General features: G+C 32.2%; 18 protein-coding genes. 6 read left to right on the top strand and 12 right to left on the bottom strand.

The genetic code is table 11. The annotated features are described in order from the left end of the window. Nucleotides 1–19 precede the first annotated feature (19 nt). The 8 genes from H0I32_RS10545 to mraZ form a co-directional block, all read right to left on the bottom strand. The gene (locus H0I32_RS10545; RefSeq protein WP_173586459.1) at nt 20–1,210 is read right to left on the bottom strand and encodes an FtsW/RodA/SpoVE family cell cycle protein; all 1,191 of its coding nucleotides are present in this window, start codon (nt 1,208–1,210) and stop codon (nt 20–22) included. Between the two features lie 84 nt (nt 1,211–1,294). Then, complete coding sequence (murD, locus tag H0I32_RS10540; protein ID WP_179313396.1) at nt 1,295–2,626, bottom strand: UDP-N-acetylmuramoyl-L-alanine--D-glutamate ligase; 1,332 nt, start codon at nt 2,624–2,626, stop codon at nt 1,295–1,297. Continuing rightward, nucleotides 2,626–3,867, bottom strand: coding sequence for a phospho-N-acetylmuramoyl-pentapeptide-transferase (gene mraY / locus H0I32_RS10535; RefSeq protein WP_179313397.1), 1,242 nt, complete (start codon nt 3,865–3,867; stop codon nt 2,626–2,628). Before mraY ends, murD begins: the two co-directional genes overlap by 1 nt. Before the next feature lie 21 nt (nt 3,868–3,888). Then, nucleotides 3,889–5,352, bottom strand: a complete 1,464-nt coding sequence (locus H0I32_RS10530; protein ID WP_179313398.1) for a UDP-N-acetylmuramoyl-L-alanyl-D-glutamate--2,6-diaminopimelate ligase — start codon at nt 5,350–5,352, stop codon at nt 3,889–3,891. Continuing rightward, the gene (locus H0I32_RS10525) at nt 5,349–7,313 is read right to left on the bottom strand and encodes a penicillin-binding protein (RefSeq protein WP_179313399.1); all 1,965 of its coding nucleotides are present in this window, start codon (nt 7,311–7,313) and stop codon (nt 5,349–5,351) included. Before H0I32_RS10525 ends, H0I32_RS10530 begins: the two co-directional genes overlap by 4 nt. A gap of 57 nt (nt 7,314–7,370) precedes the next feature. Next, nucleotides 7,371–7,691, bottom strand: a complete 321-nt coding sequence (locus tag H0I32_RS10520; protein ID WP_173586455.1) for an FtsL-like putative cell division protein — start codon at nt 7,689–7,691, stop codon at nt 7,371–7,373. Beyond that, nucleotides 7,688–8,584, bottom strand: a complete 897-nt coding sequence (gene rsmH / locus H0I32_RS10515; protein ID WP_179313614.1) for a 16S rRNA (cytosine(1402)-N(4))-methyltransferase RsmH — start codon at nt 8,582–8,584, stop codon at nt 7,688–7,690. Before rsmH ends, H0I32_RS10520 begins: the two co-directional genes overlap by 4 nt. Next, nucleotides 8,571–9,041 (bottom strand): division/cell wall cluster transcriptional repressor MraZ, encoded by a 471-nt coding sequence (mraZ, locus tag H0I32_RS10510; protein ID WP_173586453.1) that lies wholly within the window; start codon nt 9,039–9,041, stop codon nt 8,571–8,573. The genes rsmH and mraZ overlap by 14 nt, the downstream gene beginning before the upstream one ends. Before the next feature lie 286 nt (nt 9,042–9,327). On the opposite strand from mraZ, the gene H0I32_RS10505 reads away from it, so the two are divergent. Together H0I32_RS10505 and yihA are read left to right on the top strand one after the other, a co-directional pair. Continuing rightward, complete coding sequence (locus H0I32_RS10505) at nt 9,328–10,092, top strand: alpha/beta fold hydrolase (RefSeq protein WP_173586452.1); 765 nt, start codon at nt 9,328–9,330, stop codon at nt 10,090–10,092. Nucleotides 10,093–10,236: 144 nt separating this feature from the next. Beyond that, entirely contained in the window at nt 10,237–10,854 is a 618-nt protein-coding gene (yihA, locus tag H0I32_RS10500) for a ribosome biogenesis GTP-binding protein YihA/YsxC (RefSeq protein WP_173586451.1), read from the top strand. 2 nt (nt 10,855–10,856) lie between these two features. Here the strand turns inward: yihA and H0I32_RS10495 are convergent, their stop codons facing one another. Both H0I32_RS10495 and H0I32_RS10490 read right to left on the bottom strand, forming a co-directional pair. Continuing rightward, nucleotides 10,857–11,951: an ABC transporter permease gene (locus H0I32_RS10495; protein ID WP_173586450.1), complete on the bottom strand. Its 1,095-nt coding sequence runs from the start codon at nt 11,949–11,951 to the stop codon at nt 10,857–10,859. 79 nt (nt 11,952–12,030) lie between these two features. Then, on the bottom strand, nt 12,031–14,190 hold the full coding sequence (locus tag H0I32_RS10490) for a carboxy terminal-processing peptidase (protein ID WP_173586449.1): 2,160 nt from the start codon (nt 14,188–14,190) through the stop codon (nt 12,031–12,033). A 316-nt stretch (nt 14,191–14,506) separates the two neighbouring features. Here H0I32_RS10490 and surE point away from each other — a divergent pair, with 316 nt between their 5' ends. The 4 genes from surE to H0I32_RS10470 all read left to right on the top strand — a co-directional run bounded on the left by surE (nt 14,507) and on the right by H0I32_RS10470 (nt 19,139). Next, nucleotides 14,507–15,274, top strand: coding sequence for a 5'/3'-nucleotidase SurE (surE, locus tag H0I32_RS10485; RefSeq protein ID WP_173586448.1), 768 nt, complete (start codon nt 14,507–14,509; stop codon nt 15,272–15,274). 24 nt (nt 15,275–15,298) lie between these two features. Next, on the top strand, nt 15,299–16,420 hold the full coding sequence (lpxB, locus tag H0I32_RS10480; RefSeq protein WP_173586447.1) for a lipid-A-disaccharide synthase: 1,122 nt from the start codon (nt 15,299–15,301) through the stop codon (nt 16,418–16,420). 38 nt (nt 16,421–16,458) lie between these two features. Then, the gene (locus H0I32_RS10475) at nt 16,459–16,968 is read left to right on the top strand and encodes a C40 family peptidase (RefSeq protein WP_173586446.1); all 510 of its coding nucleotides are present in this window, start codon (nt 16,459–16,461) and stop codon (nt 16,966–16,968) included. Nucleotides 16,969–17,108: 140 nt separating this feature from the next. Next, nucleotides 17,109–19,139, top strand: coding sequence for a ComEC/Rec2 family competence protein (locus H0I32_RS10470; protein WP_179313400.1), 2,031 nt, complete (start codon nt 17,109–17,111; stop codon nt 19,137–19,139). Nucleotides 19,140–19,146: 7 nt separating this feature from the next. On the opposite strand, the gene H0I32_RS10465 is transcribed toward H0I32_RS10470, so the two are convergent. Together H0I32_RS10465 and H0I32_RS10460 are read right to left on the bottom strand one after the other, a co-directional pair. Further along, nucleotides 19,147–19,698 carry a thioredoxin family protein gene (locus H0I32_RS10465; RefSeq protein WP_173586444.1) on the bottom strand — a complete coding sequence of 184 codons (552 nt, stop codon included), beginning with the start codon at nt 19,696–19,698 and terminating at the stop codon, nt 19,147–19,149. A gap of 84 nt (nt 19,699–19,782) precedes the next feature. Further along, nucleotides 19,783–21,903, bottom strand: coding sequence for a peptide MFS transporter (locus H0I32_RS10460; protein ID WP_173586443.1), 2,121 nt, complete (start codon nt 21,901–21,903; stop codon nt 19,783–19,785). Between the last annotated feature and the right edge of the window lie 2 nt (nt 21,904–21,905).

Raw genomic sequence — 21,905 nt, 5'->3', positions numbered from 1 at the left:
TTTCTTTTTATTCTCTTTATTAAATCGCTTCACTTAAAATAGACAAAGGATTATCTTCAGCATCCTCTTGTTCCTTTAACTCTTCGCGCTTAGCACTAACACTTAATATAATTCCGATGGATAAACACGTCATCCAAATCGATGTTCCTCCACTACTTATTAAAGGTAATGTTTGACCCGTAACAGGAAATAACTCTACAGCAACCCCCATATTTAACAAAGCCTGAAACACAATAGGCAAACCAACTGCCAAAACTAATAATCGACCAAAAATGGTATCTGATTTATGACTGACAACAATGATTCTTAATAACAACCACAAGTATAAACCCAATAGAAAAACACCTCCAAATAAGCCATATTCTTCAATAATAATTGCAAAAATAAAATCGGAAGAAGATTGTGGTAAAAAGTTCTTTTGAATACTTTTCCCTGGACCTAATGGTGTAATCCCCGTTGCAATCGCAATTTTAGCTTTCTCTATTTGATAATCTGCTTCTGTATCTTCTCCATTTGAAAAATTCTCAATTCTACTTATCCAAGTATCAACACGGTTGGGCATAACACCAGGAAATGCTTTTGCTACTAATATAAATATGGTTAAAGCCACAACACCGGTCAAAACCATTAACAGCAAATATTTAATTGGATACCCACCCACAAACGACAACATCATAATCATAGTAAACACGATTGCTGTTGTAGAAAAGTTAGCAGGGAGAATGAGTATTAAAATTAAAAATATAGGTGCCCATAAAGGCAAAATAGATTCTGTAAACTTAACTTCCCTATCTTTTATTTTTGACAGATATCTTGCCACATAAACCATTAAAACTACGGCTGCCAAAGTCGATGTTTGAAAAGACATACCAACAATAGGAATCTGTATCCAACGACTCGCATTTGCACCATCAATAGTGGTTCCTTGCAACATGGTAATTAACAATAACACAAATACAATAGGAATCATTACAATTGATAACCCACGAAAGTATTTATAAGGTACTTTGTGTACACCAAACATAATAACAAAGCCCAAAAACAAATGCATAAAATGCTTTATGAAGAACGAAAATGTACTCGTATTCCCTCCATGATAAGCCAAATTACTAGCCGCACTATAAACAGGTAAAAAAGAAAATATAGCCAACAATGTGACTATAGCCCAAATGGCTCTATCTCCTTTTATTTGTTTAATTAAGTTTTGCATTTACTTTTTTGTTATTCCTGTAAAACAGAAATCTAATTACTCATATCCTTTTTAAATTCCCGTTTCCACAGGAATGACAATCTATTATAAATTTCTTACTGCATTTTTAAATTGACGTCCTCTATCTTCGTAATTCTCAAATAAATCGAAACTAGCACAAGCAGGTGACAACAATACATTATCTCCAGCATCAGCTAATTTGTACGCCATCTTCACAGCCTCAGTCATAGATTGTGTTTCTACAATCACATCAACCATTTTACCGAAAGAATCCATAAGCTTAGCGTTATCAACACCTAAGCAGATGATTGCTTTTACTTTTTCGTTAATGAATTGAAATAGCTCTCTATACTCATTTCCTTTATCAACACCTCCAACGATCCAAACTGTAGGTACAGACATACTTTCTAAAGCAAAGTACGTTGCGTTTACATTTGTAGCCTTCGAGTCATTTATATATTGAACCTTATTAATCTTTAATACGCTTTCTAAACGGTGCTCTACACCTTGAAAGTTCTCTAAACTCTCACGGATAGTTTGTTTTCTTATTTTAAGTAAATGCGCAACAGTAGAAGCTGCCATTGCATTCTTTACATTGTGTTTTCCTTCTAATGCTAAATTATTTGTTGGCATAATGATTTTATTATTATCTATTGTTATTATTATCTTGTTGTTTTCTAAATACGCGCCTTGCTCAATAACTTTTGTTAATGAAAAAGGCAGTTTTTTTGATTGAATTTGATGCGTTTTCATATACTCTAAAATGACATCATCATCTGCATCGTATATAAAATAATCATCTTCTGTTTGATTCTCTACAACTCTAAATTTTGAAGCGATATAGTTTTCAAACTTATAATCGTAACGATCTAAATGATCTGGCGAAATATTAGTTATAACTGCAATTTTAGGTTTGAAATCTTTAATATCATCCAATTGAAAACTGCTGATTTCTAAAACATAGTTATCATAGTTTTTTTCTAAAATTTGCTTCGCGAAACTATCACCAATATTTCCAGCTAACCCAACATCTAATTCTTGTTTTAGAATATAATCTGTAAGTGTTGCTGTTGTTGTTTTACCATTACTACCAGTAATAGCAACTAAAGTCGCCTCAGTAAATTTTGATGCGAATTCAATTTCTGAAACTATAGTAACTCCTGCTTCACGAATTTGTTTCACCAAAGCCACTTTATCTGGAATACCAGGACTTTTCATGATGATGTCTGCATTCAAAATTTTTGATTCCGTATGCTTTTCATCTTCAAATTCAATCTCATTATTTAAAAGAACGTTTTTATATTTTTCTTTAATCTCTCCTTTGTCTGATACAAATACATCGTATCCTTTTGCTTTTCCTAAAAGCGCTGTACCTACACCACTTTCTCCTCCACCAAGAATGACTAACCTTTTCATTATCTAATTTTCAAGGTTACCATTGTTATAATAGCAAGTAAAATTCCAACAATCCAAAAGCGAGTTACAATCTTACTTTCGTGATAACCCGATTTCTGATAGTGATGATGCAATGGCGACATTTTAAAAATACGCTTACCGACACCAAACTTTTTTCTTGTATACTTAAAATAACTCACTTGCAAAACAACTGACAGATTCTCTGCTAAGAAAATTCCGCATAACACAGGAATCAACCATTCTTTACGAATTGCAATTGCGATAACTGCGATAATCCCACCAATTGTTAAACTTCCTGTATCTCCCATAAAAACCTGAGCAGGAAACGTATTATACCACAAGAAACCGATTAACGCTCCCACAAAGGCAGCGATATAAATTGTTATTTCTTCCGCCCTTGGGATATACATGATATCTAAGTAATCTGAAAAAACGATATTACTAGAAACCCACGCAAAAATCCCTAATGTCAATACAATAATGGCTGACGTTCCTGCGGCGAGTCCATCGATTCCATCCGTAAGATTAGCACCATTAGATACAGCCGTGATAATAAAAATGGTAACTAGAATAAAAACTACCCAAGCATATTTTTCTAAACCTGGATGAATCCAAGTAATCAAATCTGAATAATCAAATTCATTATCCTTTAAAAATGGAATTGTTGTTTTGGTTGATTTCTCTTCCGGCTTAAATAACTTAGCTCCTTGCACTCCTGGGTTCGCTATTCTTAATTCATTTTGCTGTTGAATTGGCAACTTCTCCTTAATAGTAACATCATTATTAAAAAATAATGTTGCACCCACTATAATCCCTAGTCCAACTTGCCCAAGCACTTTAAACTTTCCTTTTAAACCTTCCTTATCGTTTTTGAATTTCTTGATATAATCATCTAAAAACCCAATAGCACCCATCCATAATGTCGTTACAATTAAAAGGATGATATAAATATTTTCTAGCTTAGCTAATAACAAAACAGGAATAAGCGTTGCCAGTATAATGATGATTCCCCCCATTGTTGGAGTCCCAGCTTTTTCTACTTGACCTTTTAAACCTAAATCCCTAATCGTTTCTCCAACTTGTTGCTTTTGCAAAAATCGAATAATGCGTTTACCATAAATCGTAGAAATTAACAACGATAATATCATAGCCACAGCAGCCCTAAAGGTTATAAACCCAAAAAGTGATGCTCCCGGTAATTGGAACTGTTTTTCTAGATATTCAAATAAGTAATACAACATTCTTTGTTATTGTTTTTCGTTTTATTTCTGCAATTGTTTTAAATAATCTTGAACAATTTTATAATCATCAAAATCAAAACGTTCACCTTTAATTTCTTGATAACTCTCATGCCCTTTTCCTGCAATAAGAATAATATCTTTTTCTCCTGCCATTTGGCAAGCCGCTTTTATAGCTTGCTTTCTATCTGTAATTGATAACGTCTTTTTAAAATTCTGTGGCTCAACACCCGCTTCCATTTCTTCTATTATAGTTTCAGGAACCTCATTTCTTGGATTATCGCTTGTTAATATCACTTTAGTACTTAAAGCAGAAGCGATATGCGCCATTTCTGGTCGTTTTGTTTTATCACGATTACCACCACAACCAACAACCGTAATTAGCTCTTCGTTTTTAGTTCTAATATTATTGATTGTTTCTAATACATTTTTTAACGCATCTGGCGTATGTGCATAATCAACAATCGCTGTAATTTTTCCTTCTGAAATGAAATACTGAAAACGTCCTGAGACATTTTCAAGCTCACTTATCAATCTTAATATTTCGTCTCTATCTAATCCTAATAATTCAGCTGTTCCATAAATAGCTAGAATATTATAAGCATTAAAACTTCCTATTAATCGCGTCCATAATTCACTATCATTTACTTTTAACAGTAAACCACTAAATTCATTTTCTAATATCTGCGCTCTATAATCTGCATAACTCTTTAAAGCGTAAGTATGTTTTTTCGCTTTTGTGTTCTGCAACATCACAAGGCCATTTTTATCATCGCTATTCGTTAAAGCAAATGCTTCTTTTGGCAACTGATCGAAAAATGCTTTTTTAACATCTCTATACTCAGCAAACGTTGCGTGATAATCTAAATGATCGTGAGAAAGATTCGTGAAAATTCCACCTTCAAACTTTAAACCTTCAGTTCGTTTTTGATGAATACCATGAGAACTCACTTCCATAAAGCAAAACTCTACACCTTCATCATTCATTAACTGTAAATATTTATTAATAGTCAATGAATCTGGTGTTGTATGTGTTGCTTTATATTCGTTATCACCAACCATAATTTTCACGGTAGATAGCAACCCAACTTTATAACCTGCTTTTTTAAACAACTGATATAATAAACTAGAAACTGTTGTTTTACCATTAGTACCAGTTACACCAACCAATTTTAGATTCTCAGAAGGATGTTCATAAAAATTAGCAGCCATATAAGCCAAAGCTTGATGAGAATTCTCAACTTTAATATATGTGATTCCCTTTTCTAAATTCTCAGGAAGTATTTCGCATACAATAGCTACCGCACCATCTTTAATCGCTTTTTCAATATAATTATGACCATCAGTTATAGTCCCCGAAATTGCTACAAAAACATCACTAACCTCAACTAAACGTGAATCGAATTCTATTTTACCCACAGCTGCGCTTGTATCACCAATAACAGTATCTATAGTAACCTTATATAATATCTCCTTTAACACCATCATGACGCTTCTAAAACAATAGTTTGATTCGTTTGTAATTTTTCATGCTTTTTCACAGATTGCTTTTTCACAACTCCACTTCCTGTTAATCTCACTCTCACATCAATATGTAAATTCTCTAATAATGCAATTGCATCCATCGCAGGCATACCCACAACACTTGGCATTAATTCTTTATACTTTCGTGCGTTTTCGTAATAGCTTTCATAATCTTTATTCACCAAATTATCTTTAAAATCTAGCATTTTAACCTCATCTATAATTGGCGTGTCTGTATATATTTTCTGAGCAATTCTTTTAAATACTGGACCCGAAACATCTGCACCATAAAACCCTACTTTTGTACTTGGCTGATGAATAACCACGACACATGAATACTTAGGATTGTCTGCCGGAAAATAACCTGCAAAAGACGACACATATTTTCTGTCTTTTCTCCACTTTTCATAATCAGCATAATCCGTTCTTGCCGTACCTGTCTTACCAGCCATAGAAAATGTTTCTGAATACATACGTCTTCCTGTACCACGGATAACAACATTCTTCAGCATATCTTGAACTTCAGCTAAGGTTTCATCTGAACATATTTTCTCTACTATCACTTCTTTTTTAAAGACTTCGATATCCTTATCAAAAGATTTTACCGATTTTAAAAATCGAGGTTTTATTAATTCACCACCATTAGCAATAGCATTATAAAATGCCAAAGTTTGAAGCGGCGTCATTCTAAGATTATAACCATAAGCCATAGAAGGCAATGCATTTCTACTCCAGTTTGAAGCTCCAGGTTTTGGAATATCTGGTTTTCCTTCTCCAATGATAGCAACACCTAAAGGCTGATCTAATTTCCAAGAACTTAACCGATCTAAAAACTTCTCTGGCTGTTTTGCATAATTTTCATCAATAATCGTTGCTAAACCAATATTAGAAGACACCTCTAAAGCTCTTGCAGCAGAAATTTTACCAAAACCTTTACCCGAATCCGTAATTACACGCCCATGAAAAGATTTCCTTCCTTTTTTAGTATCTATAACCGTAGATGTATCAATAACCTTATCTTCTAAAGCTGCCATCATAGCCATTACTTTAAAAGTAGATCCAGGCTCATGACTCTCTCCTACAGCATAATTTAAGCGCTCATAATAACCACCTTTTTTATTTCTCCCAAGGTTTGAAATCGCCTTTATTTCACCTGTTTTCACATCCATTACAACTACACAACCGTGGTCAGCTTTGTAATACTCTAATTGTTTTAACAAAGAATGATGTGCTATATCTTGAATATTAACATCTATCGTTGTATAAACATCATAACCATCTTGAGGTTCTACTTGATCAAAATCAGCAATAGGTTTCCATTGTCCGTTACCTATTTTCTGCTTTAAACGCTTTCCGTTTGTACCTTGTAAATATTTAACACCAAAAGCACCATCGATTCCTGGTCTCGTAAAATTCCCATTTTCATCCTCTCTTTCGTAACCAATTGTACGCTCCGCTATTCCACCCATCGGATGTTCACGTTTTGTAGTTTGCTCTACAATTAAACCTCCCTTAATAGCACCAAGACTCAATAAAGGAAAATTGCGCATTCTTATATAATCTGAATAACTCAAATTTCGAGCTAATAAGAAATATCTATTTTTATTTTTTCGAGCTTTACGAATTATATTTTTATAATATGATACTGGCTTTTGCTTTTTTCTAAATAGATAAAGTGAATCTGCCAAAGCACCAATATATTTCTCGAACGTTGCATCTTTAGCCTGAACAGCATCAATTCTAATATCATATTTAGGAATAGAAGTCGCTAGCAAACTACCGTCTGCAGAATACACATTACCACGGTTTGCAGGAATATCAAAATTCTCTAACGTACGCTTATCAGCGAGTGCCCTATATTTATCACCTTGAACAAACTGAATAGTCACTAATTTAAACACCACAGCCATAGCGAATACAAACATGCAGCCTGTAACGAAATATAATCTGTGTAATATGTTTTTCTCAGTTATTGCCAAAACTTACTCTTCTTGTGATTTTACTATGATTTTTGTTGGTGGGTTTAAGGAAATCCCAATTCCTTTTTTTACGACTACCGCTTCTACAAACGATTCTTTTTTAAGCTGCATTAACTTCCCTCTTTTATCAACAAAAGCTGAACGCAATTCTTTTACTTCATTTGTTAACTTAGCTATTTGATAAACTTTTTGATCCGCACTATGCGAACTTGCTATCATAACAATTGCCAGAATAGAAATAAAAATGATGATACGCCAATTTTTAAACGAATCATCACTGACTAGAAACTTCCCTTTTAATATGCTGTATATGCCTTTTCTCATATTTTTTTAGCAATCCTAAGTTTCGCGCTCCTGGCCCTATTATTTATTTTTATTTCTTCTTTTGAAGGAACAATCAATCCACCTACTTTTTTTAAGGGAACTTCAAAATTCCCAAAAACATCTCGCTCCGGTTCTCCTTCAAACAATCCATTCCTTATAAATCGTTTTACCAATCGATCCTCTAAAGAGTGATAAGAGATAAAACTCAACCTTCCTTCTTTTTTTAAGACTTCTGGCATCTGAAGTAATAATTCTTTTAAAACTTCAATTTCTTGATTTACCTCAATTCTAATCGCCTGATAAATCTGAGCCAAAACTTTATTCTCCTTTTGATGATTTAAAAAAGGTTTTAAAACCGCCTTTAATTGCTCACTTGTTTTAATCTCTGCATTTTTCCTTTCCTCAACAATCACTTTAGCCATTGCAGGTGCATTTCGCAATTCACCATATTGAAACAAGACCGCCCTTATATCTTCTTCTTCATAATTATTAATAACCTCAAAAGCAGATAACTTACCCCCCTGATTCATTCGCATATCTAAATCCGCTTCAAATCGAGTTGAAAAACCACGTTCTGCAACATCAAATTGATGAGAAGAAACTCCGAAATCAGCCAAAACACCATCAACCTCTTTCACGCCATAAAACCTTAAAAATCTTTTTACAAATCTGAAGTTCTCATTAATAAGCACAAACCTTTCGTCATCGATAGCATTTTCTAAAGCATCTTTATCCTGATCAAAAGCATATAATTTTCCGTTAGGACCTAATCTAGATAAGATTTCACGACTATGACCACCACCTCCGAAAGTGACATCTACATAAACACCATCTGGCTTAATAGCTAAACCATCTACTGTTTCTTTTAGTAATACTGCATTATGATAATCCATTATCGTCTTCATCTTGTCCCATGACATCCTCGGCCAAATCTGCAAAATCTGAAGCCGCATCATCAATAGCTTGTTCGTATTTATTTTTATCCCAAATCTCAAGAATATTAACCGCAGACGCCAAAACCACTTCTTTAGAAATCCCAGAAAAACTAATTAAGTCTTTCGGAATCAATAAACGGCCAGCACTATCTACCTCTACAATTTTAACACCCGCTGTAAAACGTCTTATAAAATCATTATTCTTTTTCTTAAAGCGATTAAGTTTATTTAATTTTTCCATCATTTTATTCCACTCAGACATCGGATACAATTCTAAACAAGGCTGAAAAACAGCTCGCTTTAAAACAAATCCATCTTGCAAAGCTGATGAAAGCTGTTTTTTAAGCACAGCAGGTATCATTAGCCTTCCTTTAGCATCCGCTTTACATTCGTATGTCCCTATAAATGAATTCAAAAGATTTCTTTTACCACTTTAACGATTCAAATTCAAAGATATTGAAAAAAACACCACTTTTTACCACTTACTACCACATTTGTTGATAAGTTTTATATCAAATCCCATGAGATATTACTCAATGTCAATAAATTCGTCTTGTGAGCACAGTTTCTTTTGGTGGGAATTATTAACACCATCAATATCTTGTATCATTAGATAAAAAACATTGATATTTCCCACATATTATTTATATTCTGATGGAAATAGTTATATTTGTTACTAACACATAAGTACGTATTTGCAAATGGCACACCTTTTAAAAAAAGAAAAGGAATTTAGATATATTGAAGTAGGCGAAGGCAAACCAATTATTGTGTTGCATGGCTTAATGGGAGGCCTCAGTAATTTTGACGGAGTAACTAAATTCTTTAGCTCAAAAGGCTATAAAGTCATTATACCAGAGCTACCGATCTACAGCATGACACTTTTAAAAACTAACGTAAAAAGCTTTGCTAATTACCTTAGAGACTTTATTGAATTTAAAGGTCTTGAAGATGTTATCTTATTAGGAAATTCTCTTGGTGGACACATTGGTCTATACCACACAAAATTATACCCAGAAAAAATAAAAGCACTTATCATTACTGGAAGTTCTGGACTTTATGAAAGCGCCATGGGAGGCGGTTACACAAAGCGAAGTGATTACGAAGTTATGAAAAAGAAAGCTCAGGAAGTTTTTTACGATCCTGCTGTAGCAACTAAAGAAATTGTAGATGAAGTTTACGAAACCGTAAACGACAGAAACAAACTAATTAAAACTTTAGCTATTGCCAAAAGTGCTATTAGACATAATATGGCTAAGGATTTACCTAACATGGATATTCCAATCTGTATTATTTGGGGTAAAAATGATCACGTAACACCACCTGAAGTCGCTGAAGAGTTTCATGAATTATTACCAGACTCAGAATTATATTGGATTGATAAATGTGGACATGCTGCAATGATGGAGCATCCAGATGAGTTTAATAAAATTTTGTTTAGCTGGCTTGAAAAACGTGGATTCTAAAATCCCATCATAATCCTTCCTCAAAAGAAGGATATATTGTTAAGATAAAAAATTAAAAATATTCTTATCTAATATCTTCATCTTCGAAAAACATCGAAATGAATAGATAAGATTTAAAAAATTTCTGTTTTCGCAGGAAGTACCATGAAAATAAAATCAGCTGAATTTATAGTTAGTAATTCTGAAGTCTCAAAATGTCCTAAAAATAATATGCCAGAATATGCATTTATAGGACGAAGTAATGTTGGAAAATCATCATTAATCAATATGATTACTGATCGTAAAAGTCTAGCAAAAACTTCTGGACGACCAGGAAAAACACAATTAATCAATCATTTTGCTATAAATGACAGTTGGTATTTAGTTGATTTACCAGGATATGGATATGCTCGTGTTTCAAAATCTTCAAAGCAAAAATTTCAAAAATTTATTACAGATTATTTTGAGAAACGTACACAATTAGTTTCTGCTTTTGTTTTAGTAGATATTAGACATAAGCCACAACCTATAGATTTAGAGTTTATGCAATATTTAGGTGAAAGCGAAATTCCGTTTGGAATTATATTCACTAAAGCTGACAAACTGAAACCTATGGCTATTGAACGCCATGTTGAAGACTATTGTAAAGAGCTTTTAAATTTCTGGGAAGAATTACCTCAATATTTCGTAACATCTTCATCTAAAAGCATAGGAAAAGATAGCGTATTAGATTTTATAGAAGCTACTAATGAAGAAATTGAACAGCTACGTGCTAATCAATAATTCTAAGACTTTACATCTAAAGCATCACGCAAAGCATTACCCACTAACATAAAAGCCATTACCAGCAACATAATACACAATCCTGGTATTAAGGCTAAATAGGGTTTACCTAAAATAATATAGTTGTAATGATCTTTTATCATAGCTCCCCAACTTGCCATTGGTGGCTGAGCTCCAATACCTAAAAAACTCAATCCACTCTCTATTAAAATAGCTGCTGCAAAATTAGCCGCAGAAATAACAATTAAAGGCCCAAAAATATTGGGCAATATGTGTTTAGTGATTATTCTATAATCATTATAACCTAGAGCTCTTGCTGCAGTTACGTACTGCATTTCTTTAGCACTGATAATTTGCCCTCTTACAACTCTTGCCACTTCTACCCACATCGTTAAACCAACAGCAATAAAAACTTGCCAAAATCCCTTTCCTAAAGCTAAGGTTATTGCTATCACTAATAATAAGGTAGGAATAGACCACGTAATATTAATAATCCACATTATAAAAGCATCAATTTTACCTCCATAGTAACCCGCTAAGCTCCCCATTAAAAGACCTACAATTAGTGAAATAAAAACAGCTACAAAACCGATAAAGAATGAAATACGCGAGCCTATTAAAATTCTACTTAAATAATCTCTACCATATTTATCTGTACCAAAAATAAAACTTCGCGTATCTATATAATCTTTATAGTTTGAGTTAGAAAAACGTGATAGCTCAAGTTGCTTTTCTTGCCCTTGCAATCCATCTGAAGCATACTCTATATAATGCAATACATCACCTTTTACTTTATATGATGAAATTGGAATTTCGGTATCCGTATTATTTTCTCCAAAAGATAGTTTTGAAAAAATATTTTGTCCCGACTCAATACCAGAAGGAATCGTTAGCATTTCAACTTTAAAACCAGGAGATTTAGAATGAATGGACAAATGCATCTGATTCGCATTTATTGAAGCATCTGGCGCAAAAACATAAGCAAACACAGAAAGCAAGCCAATACAGGCAATTATACTCAAACTAAAAACGCCCCAAAAGTTTTTTTTAAACTTTTGAAGCGCCAGTTTTGATAATGAATTATTTTTATTAGACATCCATCTCTTAATTAGAAATCTCTAAATAAAACGTTTAAAACACGTTTCATTATATAAAATTTCTTTTAATTAAATAGTATTAGTTCTTTACTGAATTAGCTACACCACCTTTAATGGTATAAGACATTTTCATGTCGTTAAGCACATTAATAGCTTCTTCAACATATACATCTTTAGATAAACTTTTATGCCATCTATCTCGTTTCTCCATCAATATAGAATCAGCATCCATTAACTTCACCTCATATGGTAGAGACGTAAATGTTAAGTTTGTTTCATACTCTGAAAGTTTAGAAAAACGCTTAGCCTCTTCTTCATTAACTTCCATTTCCTTTTTATAGGTCTCATAGTTTAATGAATAAGATTCGCGATCTCTAATTTTCTTTACCCATTGCGCGTTAGCATCAATAAGTTTTAATTGTTGATTATCTGCCATACGAGCTTTACTTTTATTTACAGTATTATCGTAATCAAAGTAATTAGTCCAAACATCATAATCAGCAGCATCAATTTTATCCCATGGTAAAGGATTTTCTTGATCTTTTTCTCCTATATCAATATAACTGTAACGGTCCGGAACAACAACATCACTCTTTACACCTTCTAATTGTGTTGACCCTCCATTAATTCTATAAAATTTCTGTGTCGTAAATTTTAAAGCTCCAAGATCTCCATTGGTATTATTTTTCACCATACCATTTAAATCCATAACTGATTGCACAGTGCCTTTTCCGTAAGTTTGTTTACTTCCTATAACAATACCTCTTTTATAATCTTGCATAGCAGCTGCTAGAATCTCTGACGCAGATGCCGAAAGTTCATTAACTAATATAACCAAAGGACCATCCCAAACAATAGCTTTATCTCTATCTTTTAGAACCTCTTTTGCTTCTCCAGTAGTTTTCACTTGCACCACAGGACCTTCTTCTATAAATAAACCTGCAATATCTACTACGGTCTGTAGAGATCCACCTCCATTATTTCTTAAATCCATTACTAAACCTTCAACACCTTCTTTTTTTAATCTGATGATTTCTTGTTTAATATCTGAAGCAGCATTTCGTTCGTTATAATCTTCAAAACTGATATAAAATTTAGGTAAATTAATAACCCCGAAAGTTTTACCATCTTTTTTTACTATTGAAGATTTAGCATAAGTTTCTTCTAACTCAACGATATCTCTTTTAATAGAAATATCTTGAATAGTACCATCTACTTTTTTTAAGGTTAAGATTACAACAGTTCCTTTAGGTCCTTTTATAAATTTAATAGCATCATCTAAACGCATACCAACAATATTAACCGCTTCTTTTTCATCTCCTTGTCTCACCTTAAGAATTTGATCACCAACTTCTAATTCATCTGCTCTCCAAGCTGGACCACCACTAATAATTTCGTTAACAACAATTCCGTCTACTTTTTTCTGTAAACGTGCACCAATGCCTTCAAATTTACCAGAGATATCTGTATCAAAACGCTCTTTGTCTTCTGGTGCAAAATAAAAAGTATGTGGATCAAATTCCTCTACAATAGCGTTGATATAAACAGCAAACCAATCGTTACGTACTCTATCATCAATATAATCATAAAGTTCATCAAGCGATTTTTTAGTTGATAATCTAGCTTCAGACTCTAGTTCCTTTTCAGATTTCTTAGACTCAACTTTCTTTGGTTTTGTTTCTTCATTAGATTCAGAATCGTTATCTACATCTTTACTAGAAATAACCTCGTCATAATTTGCAATGGTAGAAAACTTTAATTGTTTTCTCCAACGCTCTTTCATTTCACGTTTGCTAGAAACATAAGTAAGGCTTTTATAATCTGAATTATATGATTCTTCTTTAGAAAAATCAAAAGGCTTATCTAAAAGCGATTTATAAATCTCCTTAGATTCAGCAATACGCTTTAATAATCTTTCGTGTGTTAGATTAAAAAAAGATACATCGTAAGCTCTAATTTGATCATCGATTTTCTCTTTGTAAGCTTCAAATTCTTTGATATCAGATTCATAAAAATAACGTTTAAACGGATCTAAATTATTCAAATAATTTTCAAAAACATGTGCTGAAAAATCATCATTAATATCTTTTGGTTCAAAATGACCTTGATCTAGAAGATAAGTAATAAGTTGAATTAACAATTTATCTTTATCTGGATCTTCAAATTTCTTAGTTGTAAAACTGCAAGAGGCAAATGCTATTAACAGTGCCAATAATAAAAATTTATATTTCCCTTTCATTCTCTTTTTTTTTGTTTTTACAAAAAAAGTCTTCATCAGCATTTAAGTCTTTTTTTCTAAAAACTTAAAATATGATTGTACTTATTTTTCTTTTTTAATTAAAGTAGGCTCTCAATTTTTCACTAAAATAGATGAAAAAACCATGCCATAAAAAATAGATACCCTATTTTTTTGTTAAAGCCAATATTACACCATTTCTAATTCAACATTAATAATTATAATTCTCACTACAGTTAAGCTAAAACAACACGTATCAATTACTATTAAACCGAAGCCTTTTTTATTACTTTTACAATTCATTAAATTTTAATACAAAATGTCTACACGTCCTTTAATTTTAGTCACAAATGATGATGGTATAACTGCTCCAGGAATAAGAACTTTGATTTCTGTAATGAATCAAATTGGAGATGTCGTAGTCGTAGCACCAGACAGTCCGCAAAGTGCCACAGGACATTCCATCACAATCAATTCTACCTTACACATAGAAAAAGTTAATATCGATGGAAAACAACCTGAATATAGTTGTTCTGGAACACCTGTAGATTGTGTAAAACTTGCGGTTAACGAAATATTAGAAAGACGACCAGATATTTGTGTTTCTGGAATAAACCACGGCTCAAACTCTTCTATAAATGTTATTTATTCAGGAACAATGAGTGCTGCTGTTGAAGCTGGTATTGAAGGAATCCCTGCCATAGGATTTTCACTTTTAGATTATAATTGGAGTGCTAATTTTGAACACTGTAAAACCTTTGTAGAAACTATTACAAGACAAGTTTTAGAACATGGTTTACCTGAAGGTGTTGTATTAAATGTGAATTTACCAAATCTAAAAAAAGAAGAAATAAAAGGCATCAAAATTTGCAGACAGGCAAAAGCTAACTGGAAAGAAGAATTTGATAAACGTACCAACCCAATGGGTCGCGATTATTATTGGTTAACTGGTAAATTTGTAAATATGGATGAAGGTGAAGATACTGATGAATGGGCTTTAGAAAACGGATATGTATCTGTTGTACCAGTTCATTTTGACTTAACTGCACACCATGCGATACAAAGTTTGAATACTTGGGAATTATAATCAACTTTTGAATAAAAAATTAAAATGAAATACTACATCATTTCTGGAGAAGCTTCAGGCGATTTGCATGGTTCTAACCTAATGAAAGCATTGTTTAAACAAGACAAAGAAGCTAACATAAGATTTTGGGGAGGAGACCTTATGCAAAATGTTGGCGGAGAATTGGTGATGCATTATAAGGAACGCCAATTTATGGGGTTTGCTGAAGTGATTTTTAATCTTAGAAAAATTTTAGGCCTTATTAAATTTTGTAAATCTGATATTGAAAAATTTCAACCTGATGTCATTATTTTTATTGATAATTCTGGGTTTAACCTAAGAATTGCAAAGTGGGCAAAAGAGCTTAATTACAAAACTCATTATTATATCTCTCCACAAGTTTGGGCCTCTAGAGCAAGCCGAGTAGAAAAGATAAAACAGAATGTAGATGCGATGTACTGCATACTACCTTTTGAAAAAGCATTCTACAAAAAGTATGATTATGATGTAAATTTTGTTGGTCATCCACTCATTGATGCCATAGCAGATAGACCTCAAGTTAATGATAGTGTTTTTAGAAAAGAAAACAATTTAAGCGATCTTCCTATTATTGCTTTATTGCCAGGAAGTAGAAAACAAGAAATCACTAAAATGCTTAGCGTAATGTTAAGCTTGGTTGATGATTTTAAAGACTATCAGTTTGTTATTGCAGGAGCACCTAGCCAAGATTATGAATTTTATAAACCTTTTATAAAACATGATAACATCAATTTTATTTCGAATAAAACTTATGATTTGCTAAGTATTTCTACAGCTGCATTAGTTACATCTGGTACAGCAACATTAGAAACGGCTTTATTTAAAGTTCCGCAAGTCGTTTGCTACAAGGCAAATGCTATTTCTTATCAAATTGCAAAACGCATTATTACTTTAAAATACATTTCTCTTGTTAATCTTATTATGGATCGCGAAGTGGTTACAGAATTAATTCAAGGTGATTTAAATAAAAAGCGACTTAAAAAAGAATTAATTGCTATTTTAGATTCTAAAAAACGAGAACAACTCTTTTTAGATTATTATGAATTAGAAAAAATATTAGGAGGAACAGGAGCTAGTGAGAATACTGCTAAATTGATTGTTTCACAAATTCAGAATCACGATAACTAAATTTCTAATCACGAAAAAGAAATTCCCAAAAACTACATATGAAAAAATTATTCCCAATCCTTTTCCTACTCATATTTGCAAGTAGCTGTAAGTCTAAAAAAACAGCTTCGAGCTCATCAAGACAAAGTCATACGATTGATGTAAACACAAACTCAAAAGCGACTTCTGAGGCAAAAACCATTGTAAAATATGCACAAACTTTTGATGGTACACGTTATAAATATGGTGGTACAACAAAAAAAGGAATGGATTGCTCTGGTTTAATTTATACAAGCTTTAAAAAATATGATGTTAGTTTACCAAGAAGTACTTCTGGACTTAAAAGTACCGGAGATTGGGTAGATGTAAAAGAAGTTAATGTTGGTGATTTATTATTCTTTGCTACGAGTAAGAATAGCAGAAAAGTAAACCATGTTGGTATAGTTACTAATGTTAGAACTGGAAATGTTGAATTTATTCACGCATCAACAAGTAGAGGTGTAATGACCTCTTCACTAGCAGAAAAATATTGGTATTTTGCTTTTGTGCAGGCTAGACGTGTTCTTTAAATTTCAAATCTTTTATTACTAGATAATAGTATTGAAAACACCCTATGATTTCAGTATTAACTCATCTAAAGCTCTAGTTATCTTCACACTACAAACCACAACAAATAACATAAGTTGAAGATTTTTAGTAACTTACATTAATGAAGTTACTGAATTTCACTATAATACAATTAACTATTTGTCTGGTTGCAGGAATTCTTGCAGCACATTATTTTGTGCTAAATTTCTATGTTTTCTTATATCTTTCTATTGGATTAACTGTATGCATTGGCTTTTATGCTTTTCTAATAAGACATAAAATTAATCACTCTGCGCTTTTTACTATTCTCACTTATCTATGTATAATTTGTATCGGAATCACTACCTATAACTTACAAAATGATAAGCTAAGACCAAGACATTATACACATCACAATTTTAACAATAGTGTATCTAATATTACCTTTCAAATTAAAGAGCGTTTAAAACCGGACCTTTATAACGACAAGTATATTGTATCAATAAAAACAGTTAATGACAAGAAAACCATAGGTCTTTTACTGATAAATATAAAACGAGACAGTATTATAAAACCATATAATGTTGATGATCTTTTCTATACTTCAACAACATTAAAGACTATTCAGAAACCTTTAAATCCATATCAATTTGATTACAACAAATATTTAGAATTTCAACAAGTATATCATCAGCTCTATCTAAATTCAACTAATATTTTACAACTTTCAAATTCTAAACATACTATTTATGGACATGCAGATTTATTACGAACTAAAATAAACTCGAAACTCATAGAGGCTGGTTTTAAAGATGATGCATTAAGTATTATGAATGCTCTTTTACTCGGGCAGCGGCAAACAATTGACAAAACGATTTACAGCAATTATGTTAACTCTGGTACAGTTCATATTTTAGCTGTTTCTGGATTGCATATTGGGATTATCTTAATAATCCTTAATTACTTATTTAAACCTTTGCTCTACCTTAAATATGGTTATTATATAAGACCTTTTATCTTGATTATCATTATGTGTAGTTTTGCTATCATAGCTGGATTAAAACCTTCTGTAACACGAGCCGTATTAATGTTTAGTATTATCACTATTGCAAGACACTTCGAACGTGGCACAAACATTTATAATACTTTAGTAATTTCTGCTTTTCTAATCCTTTTATTTAAACCTAATTTTTTGTTTTCAGTTGGTTTTCAAATGAGTTATTTGGCCGTTTTAGGTATTGTTAGCATTCAACCAAAAATCTACAACTTATGGAGACCCAAATATAAATTAACAAATAAAATATGGCAGATTTTCACTGTAACATTAGCTGCCCAAGCTGGAGTTGTGCCCATAAGCTTATTTTACTTTCACCAATTCCCTGGTTTATTTTTTATTTCGAATTTGGTCGTTATTCCATTTTTAGGCTTTATTCTAGGCTTAGGCATGATAATTATCGCCTTAGCCTTACTAAATATTACACATCATTATATTGTTGTTATTTATAGCTTTATAATAGATTGCTTAAATAACTTTATTGCTTGGGTGGCTCAGTTTGAAAGCTTTCTTTTAAGAGACATCTCTTTTACTATATCTCAAGTTATTGTAAGTTATCTGATCATTACAGCTTTAGTACAAGTATATAAATATCGAAATTTTAAATGGACAACAATTAGTCTTATTCTAATCATTGGGCTTCAAAGTATTTGTTTCTTCAACCATTATAAAACTCAAAATAATGCATTCATAATTTTTAATAAAAGCAGATACACAATTCTAGGCCAAAAACAGAATAGAACATTAAATATAAATCATAATTTAGATTCAATTCAGTACAATAATAATCAAGCTATAACCTACTATAAGGTTGGCGAATCTATAACTATTATTAACAATGATAGCTTACAAAACCTTTATCAATATAATAAGAAAACTATATTGGTGATAGATAGTCTCGCCGTGTATAAAGGCATTACATTTCAACCTGATTATATATTATTACGAAATTCTCCAAGGCTAAATTTGAACCGTGCATCAGACAGTTTAAAGCCAAAATACATCATTGCTGACGCTAGTAATTATAAATCGTATGTAAAACGATGGAAAGAAACATGTAGGCATAAAAAAATCCCTTTCCATCAAACAAATGAAAAGGGAGCTTTTATATTAAAATAATTATTTATTACTCTTTAAAAGTTGGAGTAAAAGCACTAGCATACTCATTAAACTGTTCTTGAGAAGTCATATCCTTATATTTATCACTTTCAAAAAGTTTTAAATACAACTCTAACTGTTGCGGTTTTAAGTATCCTGTAATTGGAGAAATAACACCACCTTCTTCATCAAAAAACATCATTGTTGGGTAGGCTCTAACTCGTAAAAAACTAGCAAACTCATGAGCACTATTACGTCTATTCGCTTTTGAAGGATCGTAATTAGGATTACTAAAAGTTTCGCCTTTATAAGTTACATCCTCATTTCCTTCTCCATTAAATTTAACAGCATAATAATGTTCATTAATATAAGCAGCCACATCCTCAGTTTGAAATGTATTTTTATCTAACATTTTACAAGGACCACACCAACTGGTATAAACGTCCATGAATATTTTTTTAGGTGCTTTCTCCTGAAGCTCTAACGCCTCATCCATTGTTACCCAATTAATCTCTTGGGCTATTGCTGAAAATGAAAAAGCAAAAACAGCAATCAGTCCTATAGTTATCTTTTTTATCATATTATCTTTTGTTGCAAACATTAAGCCGAACTTACAAAAAATGCTCCTAAACAGGAGCATTTTAGATATTTTTAACGGTTTTACTTATCGTACACCATGCATTAATTTCTTTAACACAGGATTTAAAAAGAAAATTAATAATCCTGCAAGAACTGGTACAATAGTAAATATTAAGAAGAATGTTGACAAGCTATATTCTTTCGTAATATTTTCAATTTGCCCTCCTAATACCGCTGCTAATTTATTACCTATAGCAATGGCCAAATACCACATACCAAACATTAGTGCAATCATTCGTCCTGGTACTAATTTACTAACATAAGATAAACCAACAGGAGATAAACAAAGTTCACCAAGTGTATGGAATAAGTAAGCTAATATCAACCAAATCATACTCACTTTTACGCCATCTACTATTCCTGCTGCACCAAAAGCAAGTAAACCGAATCCTAGTCCCATAATACTTAAACCAAGCGCATATTTAGTAGCTGCACTAGGGTTATATTTACTTTCCCACCATTTAGAGAAGAAAGATGCAAATACTATAATAAAGAATGAATTTAGAATACTAAACCATGATACTGTAATTTCAACTTCGTTTTCTCTTACTTTAGTAACCGTTGCTGCTACAATACCATTATCCCTACTTAATTCGTCTGCTTTTTTCTTGGTAGCCTCTAAACGCTCTCCATCTAAGAAACCAAACTCAGTAGCTTCATTATTTTTAGGTGCAATATTTAATTTGTCACCTACATTAAATGTTAGTGGTTCTGCTATAGAAGTAGTACGTTTTACAACTTTATGGGTAGCATCTGACTTTGTGTTTTCTGATACTGGAACATATAAAAATTGCATTTTACCATCCTTATCTACTTTTTGTATTCCATTATCATCTAAGTCTGGTTTTTCTAGAGCAGAATAAGTAACATCATAAGCAATAGTATTGTAATCTCTATTTAACATCCAACCTACAATTCCCCACATGAATAAGAAACAAATCACTAATACAATATTAGAACCTGGTATCTTACTGAATGTTTTCTTCCATAAAATGAAAAGTACATATGAAATTATAATTAATGGGATAACAGTAAGTAATGTGTTAATGACATTAAACATTGTTGCCGCTCCACCACTTAACATTCTATCTACGTTATCTCTTGCAAAAATCACTAAAGAAGATGCACCTTGCTCAAAAGACATCCAGAAGAATACCGTAAAGAATGCAAAAATGATAAATGCAATCATTCTATCTCTAACCACAGAAGTATAACGTAAAATACGTCCGATAACTAAAATTAAAAATAGCGCTAATGCAAAAAGAACTGCTGTATATTGACCTTCAAAATCTCCTATCTGTAAGAAAGAAAACATATCTACACCCGCAATTTTAGACATTGGATCATTAATAGCATAAGCAAGACCAATAATAGAAGATATTACAATTAATGCTTTATCTAAAGTTGTAAAAGGATTTGGACGTTCTTCAACTTCCGTATCATCTTCACCAACTTCTACACTTTCTTCATTTATATTCTGAGGTAATTCTACTTCATGCTCTTTAGATGGCTTAGCTCCTATTTTCCCAAATAAAGGACCAGATAACCAAAATTGAATTGTTCCAAGAAGCATAAAGACACCAGCTAATCCAAAACCATAAGACCAACCTACTTTCTCAGCTAAATACCCACAAAGCATCATTCCGAAAAAAGCTCCTGCATTTACACCCATATAATATATAGTGTATGCACCATCTTTTTTCTCCGGGTTTTTCTTGTACATATCCGAAATAATAGACGTCATAGTTGGTTTAAAGAAACCTGTACCAACTACTAATAAAAATAACCCAAAGTATAAAGAAAACTCTGTTTCTATAGCCATCGAAGCATGACCCGCTGTCATAATTAATGAACCAATAATAACAGCTGTACGATAACCTGTGTATTTATCCGCAAGCCAACCACCAATAATTGGTGTGATATAAAGTAACATAGCATAAGTACCAAAAAGTGCACCTGCATTTTCTACTGTCCATTCCCAACCTGGATTATAACCAATGGCTGCCATGGTAAGAAAATTAACCAGCAATACACGCATTCCGTAGAACGAAAAACGCTCCCACATTTCAGTAAAAAATAATACAAAAAGCCCAGCAGGATGCCCAAGGACTTTGTCTTTAAACAGATTCTCTATATCAGTATTCATAA

This window comes from Winogradskyella sp. HaHa_3_26, assembly GCF_019278425.1.
Taxonomy (GTDB): Bacteria; Bacteroidota; Bacteroidia; order Flavobacteriales; family Flavobacteriaceae; genus Winogradskyella; species Winogradskyella undariae.
The sequence above is the reverse complement of the archived record's forward strand: the minus strand, read 5'-3'. Positions and strand labels throughout refer to the sequence as shown.

What these genes read in the sequence shown, in the direction of transcription:
- H0I32_RS10545 (WP_173586459.1), bottom strand. Translation starts at nt 1,210, where the DNA reads ATGCAAAACTTAATTAAACAAATAAAAGGAGATAGAGCCATTTGGGCT.
- murD (WP_179313396.1), bottom strand. Translation starts at nt 2,626, where the DNA reads ATGAAAAGGTTAGTCATTCTTGGTGGAGGAGAAAGTGGTGTAGGTACA.
- mraY (WP_179313397.1), bottom strand. Translation starts at nt 3,867, where the DNA reads ATGTTGTATTACTTATTTGAATATCTAGAAAAACAGTTCCAATTACCG.
- H0I32_RS10530 (WP_179313398.1), bottom strand. Translation starts at nt 5,352, where the DNA reads ATGATGGTGTTAAAGGAGATATTATATAAGGTTACTATAGATACTGTT.
- H0I32_RS10525 (WP_179313399.1), bottom strand. Translation starts at nt 7,313, where the DNA reads ATGTTTGTATTCGCTATGGCTGTGGTGTTTAAATTAGTGACTATTCAG.
- H0I32_RS10520 (WP_173586455.1), bottom strand. Translation starts at nt 7,691, where the DNA reads ATGAGAAAAGGCATATACAGCATATTAAAAGGGAAGTTTCTAGTCAGT.
- rsmH (WP_179313614.1), bottom strand. Translation starts at nt 8,584, where the DNA reads ATGGATTATCATAATGCAGTATTACTAAAAGAAACAGTAGATGGTTTA.
- H0I32_RS10505 (WP_173586452.1), top strand. Translation starts at nt 9,328, where the DNA reads ATGGCACACCTTTTAAAAAAAGAAAAGGAATTTAGATATATTGAAGTA.
- yihA (WP_173586451.1), top strand. Translation starts at nt 10,237, where the DNA reads ATGAAAATAAAATCAGCTGAATTTATAGTTAGTAATTCTGAAGTCTCA.
- H0I32_RS10495 (WP_173586450.1), bottom strand. Translation starts at nt 11,951, where the DNA reads ATGTCTAATAAAAATAATTCATTATCAAAACTGGCGCTTCAAAAGTTT.
- H0I32_RS10490 (WP_173586449.1), bottom strand. Translation starts at nt 14,190, where the DNA reads ATGAAAGGGAAATATAAATTTTTATTATTGGCACTGTTAATAGCATTT.
- surE (WP_173586448.1), top strand. Translation starts at nt 14,507, where the DNA reads ATGTCTACACGTCCTTTAATTTTAGTCACAAATGATGATGGTATAACT.
- lpxB (WP_173586447.1), top strand. Translation starts at nt 15,299, where the DNA reads ATGAAATACTACATCATTTCTGGAGAAGCTTCAGGCGATTTGCATGGT.
- H0I32_RS10475 (WP_173586446.1), top strand. Translation starts at nt 16,459, where the DNA reads ATGAAAAAATTATTCCCAATCCTTTTCCTACTCATATTTGCAAGTAGC.
- H0I32_RS10470 (WP_179313400.1), top strand. Translation starts at nt 17,109, where the DNA reads ATGAAGTTACTGAATTTCACTATAATACAATTAACTATTTGTCTGGTT.
- H0I32_RS10465 (WP_173586444.1), bottom strand. Translation starts at nt 19,698, where the DNA reads ATGATAAAAAAGATAACTATAGGACTGATTGCTGTTTTTGCTTTTTCA.
- H0I32_RS10460 (WP_173586443.1), bottom strand. Translation starts at nt 21,903, where the DNA reads ATGAATACTGATATAGAGAATCTGTTTAAAGACAAAGTCCTTGGGCAT.